Below are 26,561 nucleotides of genomic sequence, written 5' to 3'. Positions count from 1 at the left end.
CACGCGGTCAGGCGGTCAGGCGGTCAGCTCGATGGCGTTCGCGCCCAGGAGCGACTTGACGTCGCCGTAGAGCGCGGGCCCGGGGGTGACGCGGAACGGCGGGAGGTCGAAGAGCACGTCCTTGGCGCCGCGGCGGCGCAGCAGCAGGTGGACCGGGGTACGGCCGGGATGGGTGTCCAGGACGCGCTTCAGCTCCCGCACGAGGCCCAGCGTCACCCGGGACTCCGCGACGGAGATCGTCACGGGCCGTTCGTCGACGGTCATGTCGAGCGCCGTCACCTCCTCGACGTACAGGCCGAGGGTCTCGTCGCGGACGTTCAGGCGCCCGCGCAGGGAGACGACCAGGTCCTCGGCGAGCAGGTCGCCGTACAGCAGGTAGCTCTTGGGGAAGACCAGGCATTCCAGCGCGGCGTCGTGGTCCTCGACCGTGAGGATCGCCCAGGGGTCGCCGCGTTTGGTGACCTTGCGCTGGAGCGCCGAGACGATGCCGCTCACGCGCGCCGTCCCGTCGGTGCGGCCGGACGCGAGCAGGTCGGCGAGCGAGACGTCGCGATGGGCCTGGAGCAGGGGTTCCGCGCCGTCCAGCGGGTGGCTGGAGACGTAGAGGCCGAGCATCTCGCGTTCGTGGGCGAGCAGGGTGGCGCGGTCCCACTCGCCTTCGGGGACGGCGACCAGCGTGCCGGTGCCCGGCTCGGCGGCGGAGCCGAAGAGGGTGTCCTGGCCGTGCGCCTGATGGCGTTTGACCTCGGCGACCGCGTCGACCGCCTGCTCGTGGACGGTGACGATGCCGCGGCGGTCGTGGCCGAGGCCGTCGAACGCCCCGGCCTTGGCGAGCGACTCGATCACCCGCTTGTTGCAGACGGACGCCGGGACCTTGGCGAGGAAGTCGCTGAAGTCGGCGAACGCGCCGTGCCGTTCCCGGGCGGCGATGATCGCGTCGACGACGCCCGCGCCGACGTTGCGGACCGCGCCCAGGCCGAAGCGGATGTCGGCGCCGACGGCGGCGAAGTCGCGGATGCTCTGGTCGACGTCCGGCGGCAGCACCCTGAGGCCCAGGCGCCGGCAGTCGGACAGGTAGACGGCCATCTTGTCCTTGTCGTCGCCCACGGAGGTGAGCAGGGCGGCCAGGTATTCGGCGGGGTGGTTGGCCTTCAGGTACGCCGTCCAGTACGAGACCAGGCCGTATCCGGCGGTGTGCGACTTGTTGAAGCCGTAGCCGCTGAACGGCACGAGGACGTCCCACACGGCCTGGATCGCCCCGGCCGAGAATCCGCGTTCGCGCATGCCGCCGCTGAAGCGGTCCCACTCGGCGTCCAGCACCTCCTTCTTCTTCTTGCCCATGGCGCGGCGCAGCATGTCGGCGGCGCCCAGCGAGTAGCCGGCGAGCTGCTGGGCGATCGCCATGACCTGCTCCTGGAAGACGACCAGGTGGTAGGTGTCGCCGAGGATCGGTTCGAGGGCGTCCGCGAGCTCGGGGTGGATGGGCTCGACCTCCTGGCGGCCGGTCTTGCGGAGCGCGTAGTTGGTGTGCGCGTTCATCTCCATCGGGCCCGGCCGGTAGAGGGCGTTCACGGCGGCGATGTCGGTGAACGTGGTCGGCCGCATCAGCTTGAGCAGCGTGCGGATCCCGCCGCCGTCGAGCTGGAACACCCCGAGCGTGTCGCCGCGCGCCAGCAGCTCGTAGGTGGTCGCGTCGTCCAGCGGGACGTCGAGGATGTCGATGTCCAGGCCCTTGTTGGCCTTGACGCCCGCGATGGCGTCGTTGATGACGGTGAGGTTGCGCAGGCCGAGGAAGTCCATCTTGAGCAGGCCCATGTCCTCGGCCTGGGTGAACGGGAAGGCGGTGACGACCGGGCCGTCGGCCTTGGGGCGCGCCAGCGGCAGCACGTCGAGCAGCGGCTCCGACGACAGGATCACGCCGGCGGCGTGGATCCCGGTGCCGCGGGTCAGCCCCTCGACGCCGCGGGCGGTGTCGAGGACACGCTTGACCTCGGGCTCCTCCTCGTACATGCGCCGCAGTTCGGCGGCCTCGCCGTGGCGCGGGTGCGCCGGGTCGTGGACGGCGGCGAGCGGGATCTCCTGGCCGCCGGCCGCGGCGGGGAACGCCTTGGTGATCCGGTCGCCGACGGCGTACGGGAGGCCGAGCACCCGGCAGGCGTCCTTCACGGCGGCCTTGGCCTTGATCGTGCTGAACGTGACGATCTGGCAGACGCGGTCGTCGCCGTACCGCCGGGTGACGTACTCGATCATCTCGTCCCGGCGCCGGTCGTCGAAGTCCAGGTCGATGTCGGGCATCGTGACGCGCTCGGGGTTGAGGAAACGCTCGAAGATCAGCCGGTGTTCGAGGGGGTCGAGCCCGGTGATCCCGGTGCAGTACGCGACGACCGAGCCGGTGGCCGACCCGCGCCCGGGGCCGAGCCCGATCCCGTTCGCGCGGGCGTACCGGCAGATGTCTGCGACCACCAGGAAGTAGCCGGGGAACCCCATGTCCCCGATGACCGACAGCTCGTGGTCGATGCGGTCCACGACCTCGCGGGGCGGGTCGTCCCCGTACCGTTCCCGCGCGCCCCTCAGCGTCTCGGCGCGCAGCCAGGACCCCTCGGTCTCGCCCTCCGGCACGGGGAACTTGGGCATCAGGTCGCGGTGGGCGAACACCTCGCCGTAGTCCCCGGCACGTTCGGCGATGAGCAGCGTGTTGTCGCACGCCCCCGGCACCTCCGTGTCCCACATCGCCCGCATCTCGGCCGCGGACTTCAGGTAGTAGCCGCTGCCCGGGAAACGGAAACGCTCGGCGTCGGCGAGCCGCTTGCCGGTGCCGATGCAGAGCAGCGCGTCGTGCGCCTCCGCCTGGTCCTCGGTCACGTAGTGGGAGTCGTTGGTGGCCAGCGGCGGCAGGCCGAGGTCCCGGCCGATCCGCAGCAGGTCGTCGCGGACGCGGCGTTCGATCGGCAGGCCGTGGTCCATCAGCTCCAGGTAGTAGGAGTCCGCGCCGAAGATGTCGCGGTAGCGCGCCGCGGCCTCGACGGCCGCGTCGTACTGCCCGAGCCGCAGCCGGGTCTGCACCGCGCCCGACGGGCACCCGGTGGTCGCGATGATCCCCCGGCCGTGCTCGGCGAGCAGCTCGTCGTCCATCCGCGGGTACTTCTGCGCGCGCCCCTCCAGCCAGGCGCGGGACTGGAGCCGGAACAGGTTGCGCAGGCCGCCGGCGTCGGCGGCCCACATCGTCATGTGCGTGTAGAGGCCGCGCCCCGACACGTCCCCGCCGGCGCCGGTGCGCTCGTCGGACCTGCGCAGGCCGGGGTCGTCGCTCCAGAACACCGGCTCGCGCCGCCCGCGCGGCCCCGGCGCCACGTACGCCTCGATGCCCAGGATCGGTTTGACGCCGCCCTTCACCGCCGCCTGGTGGAACTCGTACGCCCCGTGCACGTTGCCGTGGTCGCTCATCGCGACGGCGGGCATGCCCTGCCGCGCGGCCTCGGCCACCAGCGGCCCGATCTTCGCGGCCCCGTCGAGCATCGAGTACTCGGTGTGGACGTGAAGGTGCACGAAGGGGTCCACGGAAGAATCCACTGAGCCACTCCCCACGGTTGTAGATTGCTCGTCGGCGTCCCGCATTCCACCGTCGGAAACCGTGGTACGTCCAACAATCGACACCCGCGAGGTGACAACCACCGGTTGTAAGAGGAGCTGGGATGGACCTGGATCTGGGCGCGGTCCGCGCCTTCGTCGCCGTGGCCGACGAACGTTCGTTCAGCCATGCCGCCGACCGCCTCGGCATCAGCCAGCAGGCCGTGTCCAAGAGGGTCGCGAGGCTGGAGGACGACCTCGGCACGACGTTGCTGCTCCGGACCCACGGGGGCGCCGAGCCGACCGCCGACGGCCGGTCCTTCCTCACCTCCGCCCGCGCCCTGCTGGGCCTGGCGGACCAGGCGGTCGAGCTGGTGCGCAGCCGGCTGCGCACGTTCCGGGTGGACGTCCTGGGCACCCGGCTCGCCTCCATCGAGATGATCCAGGTCTTCCACGAGACGGCCCCGGACGTGGAGATCGACATCGTCACGTCCAAGGGCCTGGCCAACGCCGAGCCCGCCCTCCTCGCGGGGACGATCGACGTGTTCTTCGGCCGCGCCACCGCCGGCGTCGACGAGTCCCTCGACCGCGCGCCCGCCTACCTCGAACCGCTGCAGATCCTGGTCGGCCGTGACCATCCGCTGGCCGGCCGCGCCCGGCTCACGATGGCCGAACTGGCGGGCACGACCGCCTGGATGCCCGGCAACGCGCACGAGAGCGAGTGGGTGGACTTCTACCGCTACCTCAGCGCCGACTTCTCCGTCGCCACCGACCCCACCGGGCCCAACTTCGGCCTGGAGCACTTCGTCGAGCGCATCGCGTCCTCACCGGACGTCTACAGCTTCATCGGCGAGAAGACCCGCGTGCCCTGGCACCCGGGCACCGCGCGCATCCCCCTGGTCGACCCGACCCCCGTCTTCCCGTGGTCGCTGATATGGCACCGCCAGAACCGCCACCCCGCGCTCCCCGCCCTGATCGAGCACGTCGCCGAGGGCTTCCGCCCGTTCGACGCCACCCGCCAGTGGCTCCCGCCCTACGACGTGCCCTTCTTCACCGGCCCCCGCCGGACGTCCACCTGACCTCGGCTTCCGCAAATCGGACCGGTCTTCGGTCTAGAAATCGGCACTGGGTCGGCGTCCAATTCCACACCAGGATGAACCCGTAAGCACAACGGGATCGAGAGGTGACCACGATGGAAACGGCGATCGTCTTGGCGCTGGCCGCCGCCGCACTGTACGGAGGCTCGGACTTCCTCGGCGGGCTGCTGTCCCGCCGCGTGCACTACGGGCTCATCGGGCTCGTCGGGCAGTCGACCGCCGCGTTCGGCGGCCTCGTCGCGGCCCTCTCGTTCGGCACCGCGCCCGGCGGGTCCGCGCTCCTGTGGGGCATGGGCGCCGGGCTGGGCGGGGCGGTCGGCACGCTGGCCCTCTACCGCGGGCTCTCGCGCGGGCGGATGAACGTCGCGGGGCCGCTGTCGGCCGTCGGCGCCGCGGGCCTGCCGATCCCGGTCGACCTCCTGGCGGGCCAGCGCTTCACGACCCTCGCGGTCCTCGGCGTCCTGCTCGCCATCCCCGGCATCTGGCTGGTCTCCCGGCAGTCGGGATCGGGCGGCGACAGCGGGGGCGTGGGCGAGGGGCTGCTCGCCGGGCTGGGCTTCGCGGGGCTCTTCGTCTGCCTCGGCCAGGCGGGCGACGGCGCCGGTCTGTGGCCGGTCGCGTCGAGCCAGGTCACCGGCGCCATCGTGCTCGCGGTGTTCGCGGCCCTGACCCTCCCCCGGACGGGCGGCGCCGGCACCGCCGGCGGGGCCCGCCGCGTCCCCTGGAAGGCGATCTGGCCGGGCGCCCTGGGCGTCTGCGCGACGCTGCTCTACTTCCTGTCCACCCAGGAGGGCACGCTGGCCGTCTCCGCCGTCATCACCTCCCTCTACCCCGCGTTCACCATCGCCCTGGCCGCCCTGGTGCTGCGGGAGCGGACCAACCTGACGCACGGCGCCGGCCTGGCCCTCTGCGCCGCCTCCGTCGGAGCCTTCGTCGTCGCCTGACCGCGGTCCGGCCCCGGCCGTACGCTGCCACGGTGAGCAAGGTGAACTCTCAACTCGTCCAGGACGTCCTGGTGGAGCTCGACGCGTCGAGCTCCACCCCGTTGCACCGCCAGATCGAGACGGCCCTGCGCGACGCCATCCACACCGGGCGCCTGCGCCACGGCTCCTCGCTCCCCGCGTCCCGGCGGCTCGCCACCGAACTCGGCGTGTCCCGGGGCGTCGTGGTGGAGGCGTACAACCAGCTCGTCGCCGAGGGATACCTGCACAGCACCCCGGGCTCCTACACGCGGGTCGCCGCCGTGGCCGAGCAGGCCGCGCCCGCCCCCGCCACCGCGCCCGCCCCCGGAGCCCGCGTCGACTTCGGGTACGGCCGCACGGACGCGGCGAGCTTCCCGCGCGCGGCCTGGCTGCGGTCCCTGCGCCGGGTGCTCACCGAGGCGCCGCACGACCGGCTCAACTACTCCGACGGGTACGGGGTGCCCGAGCTGCGCACCGCGCTGGCCGACTACCTCAACCGGGCCCGCGGCACGTCGGCGACCGCCGGCGACGTGCTGATCACCTGCGGCTTCGCCCAGGCCGTCGCCCTGCTCGCCGGCGTCGCCGCCCGGCGCGGCGCGCGCCGCGTCGCGACCGAGGACCCGTCGGCGGACGACGACATCCGCCCGCTGGCACGGCTGCACGGGCTGGAGGTCGTCGGCCTGCCGGTCGACGCCGACGGCGTCGACGTGGCCGCCCTCGAACGCAGCGACGCCGACCTCGTCGTCCTGACCCCGTCGCACCAGTGGCCGCTCGGCGGCGTCCTGCCCGCCGAGTCCCGCAACGCGGTGGTCCGGTGGGCCCGCGCACGCGGCGCCATCGTCCTGGAGGACGACTACGACGCCGAGTACCGCTACGACCGCGCCCCCATCGGCGCCATGCAGGGCCTCGCCCCCGACGTCGTCGTGCACGCCGGCTCGGTCAGCAAGACGCTCGCGGCGGGCCTGCGCCTGGGGTGGCTGGTGCTCCCCCCGCATCTGGCCGAGCCCGTCGCCGAGGCCAAGCTCCTGGCCGACCGCGGCTCACCGGCCATCGAGCAGCTCGCGTTCGCCGACTTCCTCGTGCACGGCGAGTTCGACCGGCACCTGCGCCGGATGCGGCCCATCTACCGGCGCCGCCGCGACACCCTGCTCGCCCAGCTCGCCGAGCACCTGCCCGGCTGGGAGCCCGCCGGCATCGCCGCGGGCCTCCACCTGGTGGTGTGGCTCCCGGACGGGCTGGACGAGGCCGAGGTGGTGGCCGCCGCCGCCCGCCACGGCATCCGCGTCGCGGGCCTGGCCCCGTACCGCCTGAACGAGCGCCGGTCGAAGGAGCACTCCCGGCAGGGCCTCATCCTCGGTTACAGCGACCTCCCCGAGCCCAGGATCGCCGAGGGCGTCCGGGCGCTGGCCAAGGCCCTCGCCGGCTGAGGCGTCAGCGAACGCCGGTCGCGCTCCCGGCGGCCCACGGCGGGCGGCCGGCCCACCGGGTCGAGCCCGAGGCGCGGGCGGGCGGGCGCTCGGGCACGGCCTCGGACAGGGGAAGGTCGTCGGAGAGGTAGGTGTAACGGTCGCGGGTGATCACGGCGGACTGGTAGCGGGAACGTTCGGCCAGGTGCGCCAGCCAGAGCAGCCCGCCCGTGCCCATCGCCATGGCGGCGGTGGCGTAGGCGTCGGCCAGCGCCAGGTCGGGCCCGGTGACCGTGACCGAACGCAGGGCCCGCACCGGCTCGCCCGAGTGCGGGTCGAACACGTGCAGGCCGCGTTCGTAGGTGCCGGAGGTGGCGACGGCCAGATCGGTGCCGGTCAGGACCCAGGCGAGCCGGTCGGGCTCCCAGGGGTGCCGGATCCCGTACCGCCACGGCCGGCCGGGCTCGGGGCACCCCCGGCTGCGGATGTCGCCGCCGGCGTTGACGCAGTGGTTGCGCGAGCCCGCCTCGGCGAGGCGCGCCGAGGCGACCTCGACCGACCAGCCCTTGACGTAGCCGGACGGGTCGAACCGCCCGGCGGCCCGGTCGTCGAAATAGCCGTCCGTCTCCCGGCGCAGGGCCGCGCAGGCGTCCAGCACGGTGCGCAGGTCAGGTGAGCACCGGTCGGCGGTCAGCTCGCCGCGGTCGAGCCGGTTGACCTCGCTGTCGTCCTTGTACGTGCTGAACCGCGCGTCCACCTCGTGCAGCCACGCGCAGGTGCCGTCGATCAGCGCGGCGAGCTCGTGGTGCGGGAGAGGGTCGGCGACGTCGATGACGACGGCCGTGCCCATGACCTCCTCGACATGCCGCATCATCAGGCCTTGGCCGCGGCCAGCGCCGACTGGAGCGACTGGTTGAACGATCCGCTGGTGAACGTGGCGCCGGAGACGGTGTCGACCTGGGCGCTCTGGCTGGTCAGGGCGGCCTGCCGCAGCAGCGGGATGGCGCGCTTGTTGACCTGCACCGTCATGGCCGGGCTCGTGGCGTGGGTGGCGGCCAGGGCGGTCACGCGCCCGTTGGCGACGCGGATGGTGACCTGGATGGGGCCGTACTGGTTGCGTACGGCGTCGCCCCGGAACAGGCCGTTCTTCAGCCCGTTCGCCGCCCTGGCCGGGGCGCTCCGGGACGGGCTGGCCGCCGGGGCGCGGGTCGCCGGCGGGTTCGCCGGAGCGGACGGCGAGACCTCGCCGCCCTCCGCGGCGGGAGCGAGCTCCCCGGTCTGGCCGGCGGCCTGGCTCGCCTTGTCGGCGTTGGCGTCCGCTCCGTACTTGGCGGCGAGGAGCAGCGCGGCTCCGCCCAGCGTGCCGACGACGGCCGCGGTGGTTCGGCGCATCACGTCCCTCGTTTCAGAACTCGAACGGGTCAGAACTCGAACGGGTCAAGGTGGATCTGCCGGCGGCGCACCCGGAGACGGCGCAGGACCGCGACCGCGGTCTCGACCATCCCGGGCGGGCCGCACACGTACACGTCCCGGTGGCGGACGTCGGGGACCTGCTCCCGCAGCCCCTGCGGGGTGAAGAGGTCGAGCGGCCCCGCGTCGTGGCGGGAGCCCAGCACGTAGCGCAGGTCGTGCCCGCACCGCTGCGCCAGGCTGCGCAGCTCGTCCTGGAAGACGATGTCGCCGGCGTCGGTGGCCCGGTAGATGACGATGCTGCCGCCGGGCAGCTCCTCCAGCAGCGCCCGGATCGGGGCGATGCCGCTGCCGCCGGCGATCAGCAGCGCGCGCTGCCGGGTGCGGTGGTCCGCGGTGAACGTGCCGGACGGCCCGATCGCCCACACCCGGGTGCTCGGGCGCAGCTCGCGCATCCGCGTCGTGTGGTCCCCGACCGCGTTGACGGTCAGCCGGAGCCACTGGTCGTTGGGGGCGGCCGAGAGCGAGAACGGGTGGGACTGCCACCAGGCGCCGCTCGCGAAGAACCGCCAGCGGAAGTACTGCCCGGCGCGCGCGTCCAACCGGTCCAGGCGGCGCCCGCCGATGTAGACCGAGAACATCGTCGCCGACTCGGGCACGACGTCGATGACCTCGAACCGGTGCCGCAGGTTGAGCCACAGCGGCTCGATCACGCGGCCCCAGACGAGGCACGCGATCACCAGCGCGTACAGGCTGATCCAGTACCAGTGCGCGAACCCGCCGTTGGCGAGCTCGGTGCCGTTGGCGAACTGGTGGCCGTACCCCAGGATCAGGATGGCGTACGTGGTCAGGTGCAGCCAGTGCCACAGCTCGTACGGCATGCGGCGGCGAACGGCCCGGATCGCCAGCATGCTGACGGCCACCATGATCCCGGTGGCGACGTAGGCGCCGACCATCCCGTCGACCGTGGTGAACAGCGTGACCGTCTGGTCGACGACCGTGACGTCGGCGCTCATCGCGTAGCCGACGGTGATGTAGGCGGCGTGCGCCAGCACCGACAGCAGCAGGTAGACGCCCACCTGCCGGTGCCACCGCATGAGGTCGCGGCCGCCGATCCAGTTCTCCAGCCAGGCGACCCTGCTCATCATCAGGACCTGCGTGAGGAGCAGGAACCCGCCGATCAGCCCGGTGACGCGCCCGCCGGCCGTCACCTGCGCGGGCGTGCCGCTGAGCGTGCTCGGCGGCGTGCCGAACATCCACAACGCGACGCTGGTCGCCAGCAGTGCCCAGAACAGCAGGATCACCAGCAGCCGGTTGCCGGCGGTCCGCGCCGCCGGCGGCCTGAAGCGCTGCTCCGCCTGCGGGTCCGCGTACGCCGCCTGCCGGACGTACGGGTCCGCGGCGGCGTCGCCGCCGGCCGTCCCCTCGGGCGGGGGCGGCCACGGAAGTTTCGAGGTGTCGTGGACGGCCGTCCGGCGCTGATCCCAGTCGCCGGCGTACGTCTCGTTGCTGGGGATCGCACTCCCTGCTTGCACACGATCCTCCGCGAGGTGTCGGGGTCTGCGCGGTCTCCGGCTCGGTCGTAGCCGGCGTTCGGCAAGTCATACGGGAGACCCCGAGCGTTCGGTTCACCCCTTCCGGATCGGGCCGCCGGAACGATCGGCCCGCGCGGTAGGAAGCCGGGTGACGCGGGGACCGCGCGGGCCGTTCGTTCGACGTTGGTGCGACGCCGCGGTCGAGCGGCGCCGCGGCTGAGATTAGACCGGTCAGGGCCGCTGACCACCGCGCCTTAAGCCTCGCTTGACCCACGGCTGAGCGGCCTCTAAGCCAGGGCCGCCGCGAAGCCCGTGAAATCTCTTTGAACCAGAGTGACCGGCGGTGCGTACCAGTCCTATGGAGCCGGGTGCACTTCCTCACACCCTTAAAAGGAGGGAGCGCCGCATGCGTCATGCACGGCGACCGCGTTCCGTTTCGCGCACCATCACCCTGCTCGCCGGGGGCGGCCTGGTCCTGGCGACCTTCGGCCCGGCGACGGCGGAGGCCAGTCCCAGACCGGGCTGGTCCAAGTCCCCGAGCCCGACCGCCTCGTCCACGCCCTCGTCCAGCCCGAGCGCCACGCCGGCGTCCCCGAGCCCGAGCGCCACGCAGGGCGGTGCGAGCCCGAGCGCCTCGGCCTCGGCCTCGCCGACGCCCGGCCAGACCGGCGCGCCCGGCCAGGGTCAGAACGGCGGCGGCGAACAGGCGCAGCAGCGGCCGGTGGCCTCCGACTTCGTCGACATCCGGCGGGTGCGCCCCAACGTCCGGCAGCCCCGGACCGGCTGGCGCGGATCGCGCGGCACGTTCACCTCGCGCTGCGGCCGCAACGAGAGAGGGCACTTCAACTCCGACAACTTCATCGTGGCGCCGGGCGTCGCCAACGGCGCGCACCACCTGCACGACTACGTCGGCAACGTCACCACCGACGGCAACTCCACCGACGAGAGCCTGGCGGCGGGCGGCACCACGTGCACCAACGGCGACAGGTCGCCGTACTTCTGGCCGGTGGTGCGGCTGCGCAACCCCAACGACCCGCCGCAGAACGACCAGAGCGCCGCGGACGGCAACGTCGGACGCGTGCAGCGCCCCGCGACGGTCACGCTCAGGTTCCGGGGCAACCCCCGCAGCAGGGTGACCGCGATGCCGCGCTTCATCCGCGTCATCACCGGCGACGCCAAGGCGGCCACCAACGGCCCGGCCAACGCGCGTTCGTCGTGGACCTGCACCGGGTTCGAGAACCGGCGGCTGACCGACAAGTACCCGCTCTGCCCCCGGCGCAGCCAGGTCGCCCGCATCCTGGAGTTCCCCAGCTGCTGGGACGGCCAGAACACCGACAGCGCCAACCACCGCACGCACATCGTGTTCCCGGACCGGCGCGGCACCTGCCCGCCCGGGACGCGCGCGGTCCCGCAACTGCAGATGCGGATCACCTACAACATCAGCCTCGACCGCCGGCAGCTCGCCCGGGGCCGCGTCTTCGCCCTCGACAGCTTCCCCGAGCAGCTGCACAACCCGGTCACCGACCACGGTGACTTCGTCAACGTCATGTCGAACCGCCTCATGAACCGCGCGGTCTCCTGCATCAACCGCGGCAGGCGTTGCTGAGGCCACTCCCGTCCCGTGCGCGGCCCGCCGATCGGCCGGGCCGCGCACGGACCCCATACCGGGTCCGACGTTCGCCCTACAGCTTGTGATCAAGTGCGTACGATGAGAACCACAGCTAGGGGGAGGGCCTTCGATCATGGACACTTTCCACCGGCGCTGCGGTGCCCTTCCCACCGAGGTCACCGGCTTCGTGGGCAGGACGCGCGAGCTCGCCGAGGTGGGCGAGCTGCTGGAGCGGGCTCGCCTGGTGAGCATCGTCGGCCCCGGCGGGGTGGGCAAGACGCGCCTGGCGCTGCGGGTGGCCGCGAGGTCCGCCCGGCGGTACGGAGAGGGCGTCTGCCTCGTCGAGCTCTCCGGGCTGCGGGACCCCGACCTGCTGCCGTCCACCGTGGCCGCCGCGCTCGGCCTGCCGGACCAGGCCGCCACCGCCACGCTCGACGTCCTGCTCGACTACCTGCAGAAGCGCACCGGGCTGCTGCTCATCCTGGACACCTGCGAGCACCTTCTGGACGCCTGCGCGATGTTGACGGACCTGGTGCTCAGGGAGGCGCCCAACGTGACAGTGCTGGCGACGAGCCGGCAGCCGCTGGACGTGCCCGGCGAGCACTTCCGGCCGATCGCGCCGCTTCCGGTGTCCGCCGACGGTGGGCAGGCCGGCAGCGGCGACGCCCTGGAGCTGTTCGCGCAGCGTGCCGGGGCGGTGGTGGCGGGCTTCGAGATCACCGACGCCAACCGGGACCTGGTGACCACGTTGTGCCGCCGGCTCGACGGCATACCGCTCGCGATCGAGCTGGCCACCGTACGGTTGCGGGCCGTCCCGCTCGAACAGCTGACCAAGCTGCTGGAGGATCGTTTCCGGCTCACCGGCACCCGGCGCGCCGCCCAGCCGCGCCACCAGACGTTGCGGATGGCGATCGACTGGAGCCACGACCTCTGCACCCCCCAGGAACGGCTTCTGTGGGCGCGGCTGTCGGTCTTCGCCGGGATGTTCGACGTGCCCGCGGTCGAGGAGGTCTGCTCGGGCGGCGACCTGCCGCAGGATGACATCCTGGAGACGCTCATCGGGCTGGTCGACAAGTCGCTGGTGCTGCGCGACGAGGAGAGCGGCCGTTACCGGATGCTCGACACCATCCGCGAATACGGCGCGGAGCGGCTCGACGGGCTCGGCGGACGGGAGGATCTGCGCCGGAGCCACGTGGCCAGGTTCCTCGGCCTGGTCCGTCACTTCGACCGGCACTTCGCCGAGGACGGCCAGCTGGACCTGTACCTCGGGCTCGCGAGCCAGCACGACGACCTGCGGGCGGCCCTGGAGTACGCGTGCGGTCTCGGCGACTCCGACCGCGAGGCGGCGGAGCTGGCCACGTCGTTGTGGGGTTACTGGCAGATCTCCGGCCTGCTGACCGAGGGGCGTTACTGGCTGACCAAGGTCCTGGAGCGGTTCCCGGGGGCGTGCCCGGAACGTGCCGGGATGCTGACCGTGCGGGCCTACCTCGCGACGTTCCAGAGTGACCCGGGGTCCGCGGCGGGCGACGTCGCCGAGGCCGTGCCGATGGCGGAGGCGCTGGACGAGACCAAGATCTCCGGACGGGCGCTGGTCTACGAGCACCTCGTGCTCACGTTCACCGGCCGGTTCGCGGAGGCCGCCGAGGTCAGCCTCAAGGCGCGGGAGCACCTCGAAGCGGTCGACGACCAGCTCGCCCTCGCCAAGCTCGACTGCCAGGACGGCCACCTCTACCACCTCCAGGGCGAGGCCGATCTCGCCATCGACTACTGCGAGCGCGGGCTGCGGCGGTTCTCCGACGACAGCACCGAGTGCTGGATCCGGGGCTACCTCCTGTACGTGAGCAGCGTCGCCCACTACCGCAAGGGCGACCTGGCGGCCAGCGACGGCGCGGCGAGCGCGGCGCTCCGCTGCAAGTCCGCCCTCGGTGACAACATCGGCACCGCCTACTGCCTGGAGACGTTCCTCTTCCTCGCCGCCGAGCAGGGCAAGTACACCCGCGCGGCCTGGCTGCTCGGCGCCATCGACCCGTTGTGGGAGCTGGCGGGCAGCAGGTTCAGCGGCACCGCCCAGATGGAGGAGCTGCACCGCGCGGCGGAGGAGGCCACCCGCGGGGCGCTCGGCGACACCCGGTACGAGCAGCTCCGCGCCCGCGGCGCGCACGCCCCGCTCGAGCAGATCGTCGAGGCCGCGATCAGCGCCGCCGACGAGCTGCCCGGCACGCCGCGCCCGCGCCGCGGCGACGCCGGCGCGGACCCGCTCACCCGCCGCGAGCGCGAGGTCGCGCAGCTGGTCGCCGAGGGCCTCTCCAACCGCGAGATCGCCGTCCGGCTGGTCATCTCCAAGCGCACAGTGGACGCGCACGTCGAGCACATCCTCAGCAAGCTCGGCCTGAGCTCGCGCGTCCAGGTCGCCAAGCTGCTGTCGATCCCGGACCGGGCCCGCCTGGACGACGTCAACGGCCACGCCCCCGACTAGCTGTATTCGGCCAGGAGGTTGGCGGCGGGGACGGCGGCCAGGGCGGCGGCCGGGACGACCCGGCTAGGCGAGCAGGCCGGTCAGCGCCAGGTCGGACCCCGCGGCGCCGACCAGTCCCAGGCCGACGGGCAGTCCCCCGGCCCGCGGGCCGGGTGCGACCACGCAGGGCAGGCCCGCCACGCCCGCGGCGCAGGTGAGCCGCAGCGTCGCTCCGCGGACGGCGTCGACCTCGGCCGGCGTGGCCCCGATGCTCACCGCCGGTGCCGCCGCGGCGGGAAGGGCCAGCACCGTGCCCGCCGGGATGAGCGCGCGCACCCGTTCCCGCGCCGTGGCGACGGTCCTCCGGCCCTCCGCGAGCTGGGCAGCGGTCACGGCCGCGCCTCCGGCGAACCGCGACGCGACCTCCGACGCGAGCACGCCCGGATGCGCGGTGATCCAGTCGCCGTGGTTGGCCCACCCCTCCCACGACTGGACGATCCGGAACGCGGTCGACCACGCCGTGAGCTCACCGGCGAACGTCCCGTCGAGCTCGACGACCTGGAGGCCCCGGCGTTCCGCCAGCTCCAGCGCCGCCGCCCGCACCACCCGGGCCGTCTCGTCCGCGGCCTCGGCGAACAGGTCGTTCGCGATCAGCAGCCGCCGCGGCGCGGGCACGGGCGGCGTCCGGAGCATCTGCCCGGCCACCTTGTGCAGGGTCGCGGCGTCCCGCGTGAGCCACCCGACCGTGTCGAACGACTGCGCGAGCGGCAGCAGCCCCTGCCTGGACACCAGGCCGTGCGTGGTCCGGATGCCGTACAGCCCGCAGTTGGAGGCGGGGACCCGCACGGACCCGCCGGTGTCGGTCCCGAGCCCGATGTCCGCGAGCCGCTGCGCGACGGCCGACGCGGGCCCGCTGCTCGACCCGCCCGCGACCCGTCCGGGCGCCGCCGGGTTGTGCGGCGTCCCGTAGTGGATGTTGATCCCCGCCAGGCTGTAGGCGAGTTCGTCGGTGACGGCGAGCCCGGTGACGTCCGCACCCGCCTCCAGCAGCCGTTCGACGGCGGCCGAGTGCCGGCGCTCGACGGGTGCCTCGGCCAGCCAGTAGGGGTTGCCGCCGCCGATCCGCTCGCCCGCCACCGCGAAGAGGTCCTTCACCGCGACGGTCCGCCCCCGCAGGGCGCCCGACCGCCGGCCCCGTACCAGCGCCCGCCCGTCGTCGCCGGCCTTGCGCCACACCGCGTGCGCGCTCGCCCGGCTCCCGGTCGCGGCGGCCGCCGTGTTCAGGCCGGCCCCGGCGGTCCCGGCGAGTGCGGCACCCGCCACGCCCGTCGTGGTGGCCGCGGCCAGGAACCGGCGGCGGGGCAACGATCGTCGTTCGGACATCAGCACATCTCCTCTATTTCGGACAGGTCCGATCAAGATCTAGGGCCCGCTGATTTCCATCCCGTGACGGCCGTGTTTCATCCGCCCGCCTCTCGGCGACGAGCGCGCTCAGGCCAGGCGGTAAAGGGCGGGCTGGGCGGAGATGCCGTTGGCGGCGAAGTTGGCCAGGACGAAGCGCCGGAAGGACGGGCGGAGGGCCATCTTGGGGGCGACGTCGCGGAGGTGATCCCAGCGGCAGTGGTTGATGATGCCGTAGTCGCGCCGTTCTCCGTCGAGGGGTTCGAGGACGCGGGAGTTGTCCAGGCCGGTGTTGGTGTTCCACCAGCCGGCCGTGTACTCCCACACCGGCACCAGTTCCTTCTCGTCCTCTCCGTAGAAGAAGTTGAAGAGGAAGACGCCCTGCCGGTGGAAGTCGACCTCGCCCATGTTGCGGGGGTTGGACGCGGCGACCTCGAACGTGCGGCGGGCCGTGCCGGCCAGGCGCTCGGCGAGCCGCCGGTAGCCCGCGTCGCCGCGCAGTTCCTTGGCCTCCGCCGGGCCGGTCGTCTCGATGAGCACCACCACGTCGTAGCGGGCGCGCTCGACGCCGGTGGCCGCGGCGCGGCGCATCAGACGGTGGTTGATACCGAAGACCAGGTGCGCGAATCCGCGGAACACCGTCGCCCGGACCACGCCGGGATGCCCTTCGAGGTCGGCGGCCAGGGCCTTCGCGTCCCGGAGGAGAGCGGTCTTGGCCTTGCCGTCCGGCAGGAACATGGGCCGACGGTCGATCTCGGCGGCCAGCACCAGGTAGCCGGTCGGGCTGGGCGGGACCAAGCCGGCCTTGGCGGGGTTGAGGTGCTCGTTCACGATCTTCATGGCGTCTCTCCTCGGGGTGTGGTGCGGATCAGCGGTAGACCAGGCCCGACAGGCGCAGCGCGAGGCGGCGCCGGAAGGCGGGGACCCGGCCCAGCGCGCCCAGGACGAGGTTGCGCAGCAGCCGGGTCCGGCGGTCGGCGGTGGCCAGCCGGGTGAGGCGGTCGGCCAGGTGGACGACCTGCTCGGCGACCGGGCGGCGGGTCCGGCCGTACTCGTCGAGCAGGTCGGGCGAGCCGTGGTCCAGGACCTTGGCCAGGATCCCGGCGAGCGCGACGGCGTCGGTGATGCCGGCGTTCATGCCCTGCCCGCCGGCCGGGCTGTGCACGTGCGCGGCGTCCCCGGCGAGCAGCACCCGGCCGGAGCGGTACCGGTCGGCGATCCGGTGGTGGACCCTGAAGCGCGAGCCCCAGAGCACCTCCTTCACCACGGCGCGCTCGCGCTCGGGGCCGCGCTCGTCGAGCAGCCGCTGGACGAAGCCGGCCGACGGCTCCTGCGGCGCCTCGTCCACGGTGGCGACGATGCGGTGCACGCCGCCGGGCAGCGGCGCGACGACGACCAGGCCGCGCGGGGAGAAGTAGAGGATCACCTCGTCGTCGGGGACGGCGCCGGTCAGCCGGACGTCGGCGAGCACGAACGACTCGGCGTACGCGCCGCCGGTGAAGCCGATCCCGATCTGCTCGCGCACGGTGCTGTGCATCCCGTCGGCGCCCACCAGGTAGGCCGCGCGGATCCGCTCGCCGGTGACGAAGGTCGCGGTGACCCCCGCGTCGTCCTGGTCGAGCCGGCTGAGCTCGTACGGCCGCAGCACGGTGCCGCCCAGCTCGGTGAGCCGTTCCAGCAGGACCGCCTCGGTCACCGCCTGGGAGATCATCAGGGTGTAGGGGTAGGCGGTGGGCAGGTCGTCGAACGGCACCGGGACCAGCACCCGGTCGCGGTCGCGGATGGTGAAGCGCGGCGCGTGGATGCCCTGGCCGGCCAGGCGGCCGGAGACCCCGAGCGGTTCGAGCGCCTCCAGGGTGCGGGCGTGCACGACGGCGGCCCGGGAGGTGTTGTCGCCCTCGGCCTGCGCGTCCACCACGGTCACCCGGTGGCCCTGACCGGCGAGCGAGATCGCGAGGGTCAGTCCGGTCGGACCGGCTCCGATGACCAGAACGTCTGTCGTGTCGGGAAGCATCGCGGACTCCTTGTCAACGCTTGTTGGTCAACGTCTGTTGGCATAACTGTGCGCCACCCCGCGAGCGATGTCAACACTTGTTGGCAAACAGATGTTGGCCTACGCTCGTTGGCATGAGGCGATCGTCAGAGGACACCAAGGCCCTGATCCTGCGGGCCGCCCGCGAGCACTTCGCCGCGGACGGCTACGACCGCGCCACGATCCGGGCCATCGCGGCCACGGCGGGCATCGACCCGTCGATGGTGATCCGCTACTTCGGCAGCAAGGAGCGGCTGTTCGCCACGGCGGCGGACATCGACCTGCGGCTGCCCGACCTCGGCGAGGTGCCCCGCGACCAGGTGGGGAACGCGCTGGCCGCACATCTGGTCGACCGGTGGGGCGACGGCGACGTGCTGCCGATCCTGCTGCGCACCGCGGTCACCAACGAGGGGGCCGCCGACCGGATGCGCACCGTCTTCGCCGGCCAGCTCGCCCCGCTGATCATCAAGCTCGTCGACGACCCGTCCGAGGCGCCCGCGCGGGCCGGGCTGGCCGCCACCCAGGCGCTGGGCTTCGCCCTGTGCCGGCACGTGCTCGCCCTCCCGCCGGTCCTCGCCATGAGCCGCGAGGAGACCATCGCGTGGCTCGGCCCGACCTTCCAGCGTTACCTGGCCGGCCCGCGCTGAGCACGGCCCGCACGCTCCACGAGAACACGTTCATCGAGGGTCTCTCCAGTGTCGGCGGTGTCGGTCTCAGGAGTACGACGACACGGCCCCGCCGGATGTGAGGCGGCTCGCGGGCCTCACGTTCGGGCGCCCTGCCTCGTCGTACTGATGAGGGCGTATCCATGAGGGCGCACTGATGGGGGCGCACTGATGGGAGCGCACTGATGGGAGCGCACTGATGGGGGCGCACTGATGAGAACGAAGGCGACCGAGGAGGCCGGCGGCACATGACCACGGAGGACGACCTGGGCGCGATCATGGGCGAGCGCCGCCAGCTGATCAACCTCGCGTACCGGCTCCTGGGCTCCCTGGCCGATGCCGAGGACGTCGTGCAGGAGACCTACGCCCGCTGGTACTCCCTGTCCCGGGAGCAGCAGGCGGCCATCGACTCCCCCGGCGGCTGGCTGACGACGGTCGCCAGCCGCGTCTGCCTCGACCTGCTCGGCTCGGCCCGCGCCAGGCGGGAACGGTACGTGGGCGAGTGGATCCCCGAGCCGCTGCCCGACCGGACGGAATGGATCACCGGCCGGCCGGGCGGTGCCGTCGACCCGGCCGACCGGGTCACCCTCGACGAGTCGGTCAGCATGGCGTTCCTCGTCGTCCTCGAGGCGATGACCCCGGCCGAACGTGTCGCGTTCGTCCTGCACGACGTCTTCCGCTATCCGTTCGCCGAGGTGGCCGAGATCGTCGGCCGCACGCCGGTGGCCTGCCGCCAGCTGGCCTCCTCGGCCCGCCGCCGCGTCCGGGACTCACAGGCCCCCGCCGCCCCGCCCGCCGGGAGCGCCGAGGTCGTCAGGCACTTCAAGGAGGCCTGGGAGGCCAACGACCTGCGCGCCCTCATCGGGCTCCTCGACCCGGACGCCCTGGCGACCGCCGACGGCGGCGGCCTGGTCACCGCCCGGCTCGACCCGGTCGAGGGCGCCGAGCCGGTCGCCCGCTACCTCGTCGACCTCACCTCCAGGGTGGCGGGTCTGACCCTCCTGGAACGAACGGTCAACGGCCAGCCCGGCCTGGCGGTCCAGCACGAGGGCCTCGTCGTGGCGGTGATGGCGTTCGGCGTCGCAGGCGACCGGATCAGGCACATCTGGGCCGTGCGCAACCCCGAGAAGCTCCGTCCCTGGACGACCTGACGACCAGAGCGTCAGGGCCGCTAACATGCCGCTCGTCCAGCATGGACGTGTTCGCGATGTTCTCCGGGCGGAGGGGCATGATGAGCGACTTCGAGTTCGTCGACTCGCACATTCATTTCTGGGAGCCGTCGCGGCGCGACTGGTACCCGGTGCTGCGCGCGTTCAGCGTCGATCTGGACCACGACCATCTGCCCGGCGACCACGCGCGCGACGCGGCGGCGGCGGGGGCGCGGCTGTCGGGGCTGGTGCACGTGTCCGCGGTCTCGAAGCCTGGAACGTTCCTGGACGAGGCGCGCTGGCTGGACGGGATGCGCGAGGAGATCGGCGTACCGCACGCCGTCATCGGGACGATCGACCCGGCGGCACCGTTCGAGCGGATCGAACGGGACCTGGCGGCGCAGGCCGAGAGCCCCGCGTTCCGCGGCATCCGGGTGCTGGACGGGCTCGATCCCTCCGCCGAGGCGACGGCCCGGCTGTTCGCGCTGCTCGGCGAGCACGGCTGGGTGTTCGACCTCGTCACCCATCCCGACGGGATGCGGGAGTACGCGGCGGCGATCGGGAAGGCGCCCGGCACGGCGTTCGTGCTGGAGCACTCGGGCTGGCCGCGCCGCGACGATCCCGAGGAGTTCCGGCGGTGGCGCGAGGGGCTCGCACGGCTCGCGGCGCTCCCGAACGTGGACTGCAAGCTGTCCGGCCTGCCCATGGCGTTCGGCACGATGGACCCGGCCCGGCTGCGCCCGTGGGTCGAGGCCTGCCTGGAGCTGTTCGGCACCGGCCGGTGCTTCTTCGGGAGCAACTTCCCGGTGGACGGCCTGGCCGGCACGTACGGCGAACTGCTCGGCGCCTACCGGGAGATCACCGCCGGGCTGTCCGCGGACGAGCGGGACCGGGTTTTCGCCGCCAACGCCCGGCGGCGCTACCGGATCGGGTGACCGCGCCGCCACTGACCGGGGGTGACCCCGAAGAACTGGCGGAACCGGCGGGAGAAGTGCGCGGGGTTGGTGAACCCCCAGGAACGGGCGATCGACTCGATGGTGCGATGGGCGTGCTGCGGCGCGGCCAGGTCCTGGCGGGCCCCCTCCAGCCGCCGGCGGATGATCCACTGTTCGAGGCTGAGCCCGCCGTTCTCGCAGATCCGGTAGAGCGTGCGGACCGAGATGTGGTGCGCGTGCGCGATGCGGTGCGGGGTGAGGTCCGGCTCGATCAGATGCGTGCGGGCGTACGCCAGGATCCGGGTGAGCAGCGTGGTGTCCTCGACCGCGTGCCGGGGCGGGGCGGCGGTAACCGAGCCGATGAGGGCCCGGGTGAGCTCGAGCGTGGCGGCGGCCAGCGCGTCCGCGCCCGGCTCGGTGCCGAGCCGGTCGGCGTCGCGGTGCAGGGCGCGGACGTGGTGCAGCAGCAGCGGGGCGACCGGGCTGGTGGACAGCAGCGGGATCGCGGCGCGCACCAGGTGCTCGGGCACGCCGAGGTGGTCGGCGTCGACCATGAACGCGACCGCGTACCCCATGCCTGACCAGCCGTAGTCGTAACCGGCGGTCTTGTTGGCCATGACCAGGGTGCCCGGGCGGATGTACTGCCGGTGGTCGTTCCAGGCGAACGCGCCGCTGCCGCGGCTCTGGGTGGTGACCGAGACGGTGTTCACCGGGTCCCGCCGGACCTGCCGCGTCGACCGCCGGACCTCGATGCCCGTGCCCTGGGTGGCGAACATGGTCATCGGGCCGAAGTTCCACCGTTCCAGCCGGATCCTGACCTGCGGGCCCTCGTGCTCGATGGTGCACGTGCCGCTCTCGCCGGCGGCGATGGACTGGAAGGCGTCGACGCGTTCGTGCGCGGGATGGGCGTCGGTGTCCAGCAGCAACATGGCGTCCCCCAGCGCGGCGGCCTCCCGGCGCCCAGTACAGCGATCTTCCTGGCCAGATTCTCACGCGCCGTGTGCGCGGACGCGCACCCCGAACCATGGCCGGATGTGGACAAACCCCAGGTCGCCCCCACTCTCCGACACCAAACGATCATGTCCGTCCGGGGACGTTCCCTAGCCACCGGCGCGGCACGCGGCATCGGCGCCGCCACCGCCCGCGAGCTCGGCCGTCGCGGCTTCCACCCGGAGAGCTGCACGCCCTCGCGGGCGCGCGCATCCGCGTGGACGCCGGATCCAGCCTGCTCGCCGGCGCGTGACCGCCCTCGGCCGCTGCGGCGAACCGCGCGGTGGAGACGCCCGGCGGGTGCGACGCTCAGGACATGACGCAGTTCTGGGAGTATCTGGTCGTCACCAACGACGGCCGCCGCTGGCAGACCGACCTCGTCCCCGCGGACCTGTCCCTTCAGAACGGCTGCAACGAGATCGCCCGGGACGGCTGGGAGCTCGTCTCCGTGGCCGTCGGCGGGGGCAGCCGCTACTTCACGCTGTTCTTCAAGCGCCCCCGCCAGGGGCTGGACTGACCCCGGCCAAGGTCAACGGCCCCGGTGATCTCGTTCAGAGACCGGCAAGCACGCCGCGTTGATCTAGAGGGCGACCCGCGCGGGTTTGGGAGCATGCGCAGATGAATCGCGGAACCGCATTCTGGCGCGAGGTCTTCCTGGCCCGGCTCGACGCCGAGCCGACCATCATCGTGCGGCACGTCGTCGCCGAGGTCCTCGAACGCCCGCCGACCGGCTCGGAGATGAACGCTCCCCGCAACGCGAGCCATCGCGTCGCCGAGGCCGGTCAGGCGGTGCTGATGGGCCTGTACCCGTACCAGGCCCGGGGCGACCGGCGCGGGCGGCCGGGGCAGCGGCGGCTGTCCTGCCTGACGATCGACGACGCCCTGGTGCAACGGTGGCCGTTCTGCGTCGAACGCAGCGCGACGCAGGAGCCCGGATGGTGGAAGCGGACGGAGTCGTTCGAGCAGGCGCGGGCGGCCAGGGCCGCGAGCCCGCCCGCACCGCGCGGGGGTGCCGGCGATCTCGTCGCGGTCGAGCTGGCCAAGGCCGTCTCCGCCCTGACCGAGCTCAACCAGAGCCCGAGGTGAGCGGCGGGTCACCGCACGGCCGAAACCGGGGGCTCGCCGACAACCCCCGCTGAACGGACACGCCCTGCCCCGTCAGGCCGCGCGTGGAGTGAGCGGAGGACGGCCGGCAGGCGCGACCTCGTCGAGGCACTCCGCACGTCGTTCACCGCGTACTGGAGTTCAGGTGAACGGGAGCTGCCTCCGGAACTGGAGCGGGTCGTCGGCTACTGGTTCCGCTACCACCTGGCCAAGGCCGCGATCGCCGCGGTCCTGCTGGCCGTGTTCATCGCGCTCGGCGTCCGTCTGTGGAGGGCGTTCCTCAGGGCCGGTGACTCCGCGGCCGGGACGAGGATCGCGAGGATCGCCCTCGCCTCGTCCGGCGTCCTGGCCACGATGCTCGCGGTGTTCTCGCTGCTGACGGTGATGGCCAACGTCCAGGGCGCGGCGGCCCCGTTCGCCTCGCTGTTGCCGATGCTGACCGCCGGCGCGGACGACGCCCGGCTCACCGCCACGCTCGATGAGGCCCGGCGGCAGCTCGCGGCCTCCGGGCCTGACGCTTCACCCGCCCTCGACGTGATGCTCGGCGACTTCACCCGGTACCACGTGGCGATGGCGGTGATCGCCGCGATCGTGGCGGTCGCCTTCGCCGTCCTGTGCGCGGTGCTGTGGAAGGGATTCGCGGCGGCGCGGCCGCCCCGCGGGCGGCTCGGACGGGTCCTGGGATCGTTCGGCGTCCTCTCGGCGGTACTGTCGCTGATCATGATCGTCGTCGCGGCCGCGAACACGGCGACCGCCGCGGACCCGGCGCCCGCGCTCCTCGCCTTCTTCGAGGGCGGCTGGTGACGACGACCGGCCACCGACCCGACCACGGAGGACGACAGTGAGACGCATCGGGATCATCGGGGTGGGCGAGATCGGCCAGGCCATCGTGGTGGGCCTGTGCGACGGGGCCGGCACGCCGCCCGAGGTGTTCCTCTCCCCCAGAGGGGCCCGCACGGCCGCCGAGCTGTCCGCCCGCTACGACAACGTCCAGGTCTGCACCGGCAACCAGGAGGTGGTCGACCGTTCCGAGGTGGTGATCATCGCCGTCCGGGCGAAGGACCGGCACGAGGCGCTGTCCGGGCTGCGGGTGGACGGCGCCACGACGGTGGTCAACGTGATGGCCGGCGTCGCCAACGACGACCTGCGCCGGACGCTGGCCACCGACGCCCCGCTCGTCCACGCCATCCCGCTCCCTGCCGTCCGCGAACGCCGCTCCGTCACGGTGACGTACCCGTCCCATCCGGTGACGGACGCGCTCTTCGAGCGGCTGGGCGGGGTGCAGCCGGTGGCGGACGAGGCGGCCTTCAACGTCTTCTCCGCGCTGACGGGGACGCTGACCACCCACTACTCCTACCTCGCCGCGCTCACGTCGTGGGCCGCCGGCCACGGCATCGACCCCGGTGACGCGGACCGCTACGTCCGCGGCCTCTTCCAGAACGCCGGTCGCGCCCTGGGCGACGAGACCCGCTCCCTGCAACGGCTCGCGGCCGACCACGAGACGCCGGGCGGTAACAACGAACGTATCCGGACCACGTGGTTCGGCCCGGCCAACTCCGAGGCCCTCGCCCAGGCCCTCGACGGGCTCCTGGCCGACCTGTGAGAACGCCCGCGGACCAGAGCCCGCGCACCTGATCAGAGACCGCGCGACCGGTCAGAGACTGCGCAGCACCGAGACGACGACGCCCAGCACCACGGCGTCGTCGCCGTTGATCACGTCGTAGTCGGGGTTGCGGGGTTCGAGGAGAACGTGGCCGTCGCGGCGCCGGTACACCTTGACGGTGGCCTCGTCATCGATCATCGCGGCGACGATCTGACCGGAGTGCGCCTCGGGCTGCTGCCGCACCACCACGATGTCGCCGTCGCAGATCGCGGCGTCGATCATCGAGTCGCCGCGCACCCGCAGGCCGAAGACGGTGCCGCGCCCGGTGAGCCCGCGAGGCAGCGACAACACGTCGTCCACGTGCTCCTCGGCCGCGATGGGCGCACCGGCGGCGATGTGCCCGACCACGGGCAGCGCCACCGATTCCTCCGCGGGCTCCCGGGACGCCCCGTCCCGCAGGAACATCCGTACGTCGATCGGCCGCGTCACCGCGGACCCGCGCCGCAGGAAGCCCTTCTCCTCCAGGCTCGCCAGATGCCGCGACACCGAGGACGACGACCGCAGCCCCACGGCGTCGCCGATCTGGCGCGTGCTCGGCGAGTACCCGTACCGGACCACCCAGTCCCGGATCGTGACCAGGATCCGCTGCTGGCGCGGCGGCAGAGCCGAGGTGTCCAGGCCTTCGAACGCTTCAAGATCACCGTACGAGGTCACCCCGGAAGTCTAGGCGTCCCGCGGGCACCCGGCGGCCCCAGCCACGCGCACCGCGTCCGATCATCGCCCCGGCCGCCCCGGGCGAGGCGCATGGTGCGGTCCGAGCGGCTCAGGGCGCCCTGTCCAGGGAACGAGGGGGCGCCGGCGGCGCCTGCGGCGGCGTGCGCGGCCGGCTCATGCGGGCGATCTGCGCGCGGTCCAGCTGGACGAAGTCGCCCACGGCCGTCGCGGTGACCCGGTCGCCCTGGAGGAGCCGGCCGACCGTTCGCACGGATCGTCCTTCGTGCCGCTCCACCTCGCCTTCGAACGTGCAGGGGACGCCGAGCAGCGTGGGACGCCGGTAGGTGATCTCGAGCCGGGCCGTGGGCCCCGGCAGTCCGGCGACGACGTTCGCGGCGGCCAGGACGATGTCGAACGACGAGGCGATGACCGCGCCGTGCACACATCCCGGCGGGCCTTCGTGGGCCCGCTGGAACCGGCCGGACAGCAGGGCCCTGGGCGGCTCGAACGTCACCTCCAGCGGAACCGCGAGGGGATTGTGCCGGCCGATCACCAGGTCGAAGGGCATCCGCCCGGCCAGGTCGGTGTCGCCGCTCTCCGGATCGGCCGGGAGCGCCGTGGGGATCAGCGGGTCGGGCACGTGCGCGGCGAGCCGGTCGGCGATGGCGCGGAGCTCGGCGGCGGCTCGATCGGTGACGTCGGACGGCGCGACGGTGGTGGTGCAGAGCTCGATGAGGCGCCGCACCTCGTCGCCGAGCCGGGCCGAGGCCGCCGCGCGTCCGGCCAGCGCGGGATGACCGTGATCGTCGGCTGTTCCGGTGGTGTCGCTCATGGGTCCTCTCGGGGGGAGGGCGGGCGGTGCCCGGCTCCTGCGGCCGGCAGTACCCGGTCGGCCAGGACGTGGAGGTAGCGCCAGGCGAGGTCGGGCGGGAGGCCGCCGACGAGGGGGTGGAGCGCCGGCAGGCCGCCGTTCTGGATCATGTCGATCGCTTCGGGAACCGACAGGATGCGATGGCTGCGTCCTTCGCTTCGGAGTTCGTCGGCGTTCGTGGCGGCGGAGAGGCCGGCGGTGCCGGTCCCGGGCGGGTTCCAGGCGGCGTAGGTGAGCACGTCGTGCATGAGGTAGGGGCCGAGCTCGTCCCAGGCCGCGTCCACGTCCTCGGCGACGAAGACGGTCGTGGGCGTGTCGGCGGCGGGGATGAAGCAGAGGCCCGGCTCGTGCCCGGCCGCGCGGGCGGCACGGGAGTACTCCTCGGCGAGGGTGGGGGCGCCGCCCTGGGCGAAGAAGCCGATGCCGTTGCGCCCGGCGCGGCGGGCGGCGGCAAGGCTGCCGCCGCCCCACGCGATCATCGGCCCGCCGCCGGTCACCGGGGGCGGGGTGATCTGAACGCGCCTGCCGTCCAGGTCGAAGGGCTCGCCCGTCTTGGCCTTGAGCAGGACCTGGAGCGTGTCGTCGGCGATCCTGCCGCGCCGCTGGAAGTCGACCCCGTACATCTCGTACTCGACCGGCCGGTAGCCGAGCCCGGCGACGTACATGACGCGGCCGCGGCTCATCACGTCCAGCACCGCCATCTCCTCGGCCAGCCGCACCGGATCGCGCAACGGGAGGATCACCACCGCCACGGTGATCGGCAACGTCGACGTCCGGGCCGCGATCGCGCCGGCCAGGATCAGCGGGGACGGCAGGAAGCCGTCCTCGGAGCCGTGGTGCTCCGAGACGACCACGCTGACGCAGCCGAGCCGTTCGGCCCACGCCGACATCTCCAGCGCGGCCGCGTACAGGTCGGGCGCGGGGGCTCCGGTCGCCGGCGCCCGCATGTCGAACCGCATCATGAACATCGATCGGCCTCCTCGCGGCCGCCGAACACCACCAGGCTCCGCACGGTGGGCAGGTCGGCGGCGGTGACGAACCCGGACGGCGCGGCGTG

Annotated in this window: 23 protein-coding genes; 12 read left to right on the top strand and 11 right to left on the bottom strand. The window is 73.1% G+C overall.

From position 1 onward, the window contains the following. Positions 1–15: 15 nt before the first annotated feature. The gene (dnaE, locus tag ABZ810_RS21465; protein WP_358405606.1) at positions 16–3,570 is read right to left on the bottom strand and encodes a DNA polymerase III subunit alpha; all 3,555 of its coding nucleotides are present in this window, start codon (positions 3,568–3,570) and stop codon (positions 16–18) included. A gap of 122 nt (positions 3,571–3,692) precedes the next feature. Between dnaE and ABZ810_RS21460 the strand changes: the two genes are divergently transcribed. The 3 genes from ABZ810_RS21460 to ABZ810_RS21450 all read left to right on the top strand — a co-directional run bounded on the left by ABZ810_RS21460 (position 3,693) and on the right by ABZ810_RS21450 (position 7,053). Then, positions 3,693–4,646 carry a LysR family transcriptional regulator gene (locus tag ABZ810_RS21460; RefSeq protein WP_358405603.1) on the top strand — a complete coding sequence of 318 codons (954 nt, stop codon included), beginning with the start codon at positions 3,693–3,695 and terminating at the stop codon, positions 4,644–4,646. 113 nt (positions 4,647–4,759) lie between these two features. Continuing rightward, positions 4,760–5,608 (top strand): EamA family transporter, encoded by an 849-nt coding sequence (locus ABZ810_RS21455; RefSeq protein WP_358405601.1) that lies wholly within the window; start codon positions 4,760–4,762, stop codon positions 5,606–5,608. A 32-nt stretch (positions 5,609–5,640) separates the two neighbouring features. Further along, on the top strand, positions 5,641–7,053 hold the full coding sequence (locus ABZ810_RS21450) for a PLP-dependent aminotransferase family protein (protein ID WP_358405598.1): 1,413 nt from the start codon (positions 5,641–5,643) through the stop codon (positions 7,051–7,053). A gap of 4 nt (positions 7,054–7,057) precedes the next feature. Here the strand turns inward: ABZ810_RS21450 and ABZ810_RS21445 are convergent, their stop codons facing one another. Genes ABZ810_RS21445 through ABZ810_RS21435 form a run of 3 tightly spaced genes read right to left on the bottom strand, consistent with a single transcriptional unit; the run spans position 7,058 to position 9,977 of the window. Continuing rightward, positions 7,058–7,903, bottom strand: a complete 846-nt coding sequence (locus ABZ810_RS21445) for an FAD:protein FMN transferase (RefSeq protein WP_358405595.1) — start codon at positions 7,901–7,903, stop codon at positions 7,058–7,060. A 2-nt stretch (positions 7,904–7,905) separates the two neighbouring features. Continuing rightward, complete coding sequence (locus ABZ810_RS21440; protein ID WP_358405593.1) at positions 7,906–8,424, bottom strand: FMN-binding protein; 519 nt, start codon at positions 8,422–8,424, stop codon at positions 7,906–7,908. Between the two features lie 29 nt (positions 8,425–8,453). Next, the gene (locus tag ABZ810_RS21435) at positions 8,454–9,977 is read right to left on the bottom strand and encodes a ferric reductase-like transmembrane domain-containing protein (protein ID WP_358405591.1); all 1,524 of its coding nucleotides are present in this window, start codon (positions 9,975–9,977) and stop codon (positions 8,454–8,456) included. Between the two features lie 406 nt (positions 9,978–10,383). Between ABZ810_RS21435 and ABZ810_RS21430 the strand changes: the two genes are divergently transcribed. Together ABZ810_RS21430 and ABZ810_RS21425 are read left to right on the top strand one after the other, a co-directional pair. Then, the gene (locus ABZ810_RS21430; protein ID WP_358405589.1) at positions 10,384–11,583 is read left to right on the top strand and encodes a DUF1996 domain-containing protein; all 1,200 of its coding nucleotides are present in this window, start codon (positions 10,384–10,386) and stop codon (positions 11,581–11,583) included. A 136-nt stretch (positions 11,584–11,719) separates the two neighbouring features. After that, entirely contained in the window at positions 11,720–14,062 is a 2,343-nt protein-coding gene (locus ABZ810_RS21425) for a LuxR C-terminal-related transcriptional regulator (RefSeq protein WP_358405586.1), read from the top strand. Positions 14,063–14,125: 63 nt separating this feature from the next. Here ABZ810_RS21425 and ABZ810_RS21420 read toward each other — a convergent pair whose 3' ends face one another. The 3 genes from ABZ810_RS21420 to ABZ810_RS21410 all read right to left on the bottom strand — a co-directional run bounded on the left by ABZ810_RS21420 (position 14,126) and on the right by ABZ810_RS21410 (position 17,456). After that, entirely contained in the window at positions 14,126–15,424 is a 1,299-nt protein-coding gene (locus ABZ810_RS21420; RefSeq protein ID WP_358405585.1) for an amidase, read from the bottom strand. A gap of 108 nt (positions 15,425–15,532) precedes the next feature. After that, entirely contained in the window at positions 15,533–16,282 is a 750-nt protein-coding gene (locus ABZ810_RS21415; RefSeq protein WP_358405583.1) for a hypothetical protein, read from the bottom strand. A 28-nt stretch (positions 16,283–16,310) separates the two neighbouring features. After that, the gene (locus tag ABZ810_RS21410) at positions 16,311–17,456 is read right to left on the bottom strand and encodes an FAD-dependent oxidoreductase (RefSeq protein ID WP_358405582.1); all 1,146 of its coding nucleotides are present in this window, start codon (positions 17,454–17,456) and stop codon (positions 16,311–16,313) included. Between the two features lie 113 nt (positions 17,457–17,569). On the opposite strand from ABZ810_RS21410, the gene ABZ810_RS21405 reads away from it, so the two are divergent. The 3 genes from ABZ810_RS21405 to ABZ810_RS21395 all read left to right on the top strand — a co-directional run bounded on the left by ABZ810_RS21405 (position 17,570) and on the right by ABZ810_RS21395 (position 20,222). Beyond that, positions 17,570–18,121, top strand: coding sequence for a TetR family transcriptional regulator (locus ABZ810_RS21405; RefSeq protein ID WP_358405580.1), 552 nt, complete (start codon positions 17,570–17,572; stop codon positions 18,119–18,121). A gap of 266 nt (positions 18,122–18,387) precedes the next feature. Next, on the top strand, positions 18,388–19,290 hold the full coding sequence (gene sigJ, locus ABZ810_RS21400; protein WP_358405577.1) for an RNA polymerase sigma factor SigJ: 903 nt from the start codon (positions 18,388–18,390) through the stop codon (positions 19,288–19,290). Positions 19,291–19,331: 41 nt separating this feature from the next. After that, complete coding sequence (locus tag ABZ810_RS21395; protein WP_358405574.1) at positions 19,332–20,222, top strand: amidohydrolase family protein; 891 nt, start codon at positions 19,332–19,334, stop codon at positions 20,220–20,222. Here the strand turns inward: ABZ810_RS21395 and ABZ810_RS21390 are convergent. Further along, on the bottom strand, positions 20,207–21,151 hold the full coding sequence (locus ABZ810_RS21390; RefSeq protein WP_358405572.1) for a helix-turn-helix domain-containing protein: 945 nt from the start codon (positions 21,149–21,151) through the stop codon (positions 20,207–20,209). The genes ABZ810_RS21395 and ABZ810_RS21390 overlap by 16 nt on opposite strands. Positions 21,152–21,528: 377 nt before the next feature. Between ABZ810_RS21390 and ABZ810_RS21385 the strand changes: the two genes are divergently transcribed. The 4 genes from ABZ810_RS21385 (at position 21,529) to ABZ810_RS21370 (ending at position 23,919) form a co-directional block, all read left to right on the top strand. Continuing rightward, entirely contained in the window at positions 21,529–21,729 is a 201-nt protein-coding gene (locus ABZ810_RS21385; RefSeq protein WP_358405570.1) for a hypothetical protein, read from the top strand. A gap of 101 nt (positions 21,730–21,830) precedes the next feature. After that, complete coding sequence (locus ABZ810_RS21380) at positions 21,831–22,298, top strand: hypothetical protein (protein ID WP_358405567.1); 468 nt, start codon at positions 21,831–21,833, stop codon at positions 22,296–22,298. A 258-nt stretch (positions 22,299–22,556) separates the two neighbouring features. Then, positions 22,557–23,120 (top strand): hypothetical protein, encoded by a 564-nt coding sequence (locus ABZ810_RS21375; protein WP_358405565.1) that lies wholly within the window; start codon positions 22,557–22,559, stop codon positions 23,118–23,120. A gap of 37 nt (positions 23,121–23,157) precedes the next feature. Continuing rightward, on the top strand, positions 23,158–23,919 hold the full coding sequence (locus ABZ810_RS21370; RefSeq protein WP_358405562.1) for an NAD(P)-binding domain-containing protein: 762 nt from the start codon (positions 23,158–23,160) through the stop codon (positions 23,917–23,919). Positions 23,920–23,970: 51 nt separating this feature from the next. On the opposite strand, the gene lexA is transcribed toward ABZ810_RS21370, so the two are convergent. From lexA to ABZ810_RS21355, 3 genes are all read right to left on the bottom strand, one after another. Beyond that, complete coding sequence (lexA, locus tag ABZ810_RS21365; RefSeq protein ID WP_358405560.1) at positions 23,971–24,633, bottom strand: transcriptional repressor LexA; 663 nt, start codon at positions 24,631–24,633, stop codon at positions 23,971–23,973. A 109-nt stretch (positions 24,634–24,742) separates the two neighbouring features. Beyond that, positions 24,743–25,465, bottom strand: a complete 723-nt coding sequence (locus ABZ810_RS21360; protein WP_358405558.1) for a PaaI family thioesterase — start codon at positions 25,463–25,465, stop codon at positions 24,743–24,745. Continuing rightward, positions 25,462–26,472 carry an LLM class flavin-dependent oxidoreductase gene (locus tag ABZ810_RS21355; RefSeq protein ID WP_358405556.1) on the bottom strand — a complete coding sequence of 337 codons (1,011 nt, stop codon included), beginning with the start codon at positions 26,470–26,472 and terminating at the stop codon, positions 25,462–25,464. Before ABZ810_RS21355 ends, ABZ810_RS21360 begins: the two co-directional genes overlap by 4 nt. Positions 26,473–26,561 lie beyond the last annotated feature (89 nt).

It is taken from the genome of Spirillospora sp. NPDC047279, from assembly GCF_040643285.1.
Lineage (GTDB): Bacteria > Actinomycetota > Actinomycetes > Streptosporangiales > Streptosporangiaceae > Spirillospora.
This window is presented reverse-complemented; position numbering and strand designations above follow the sequence as displayed.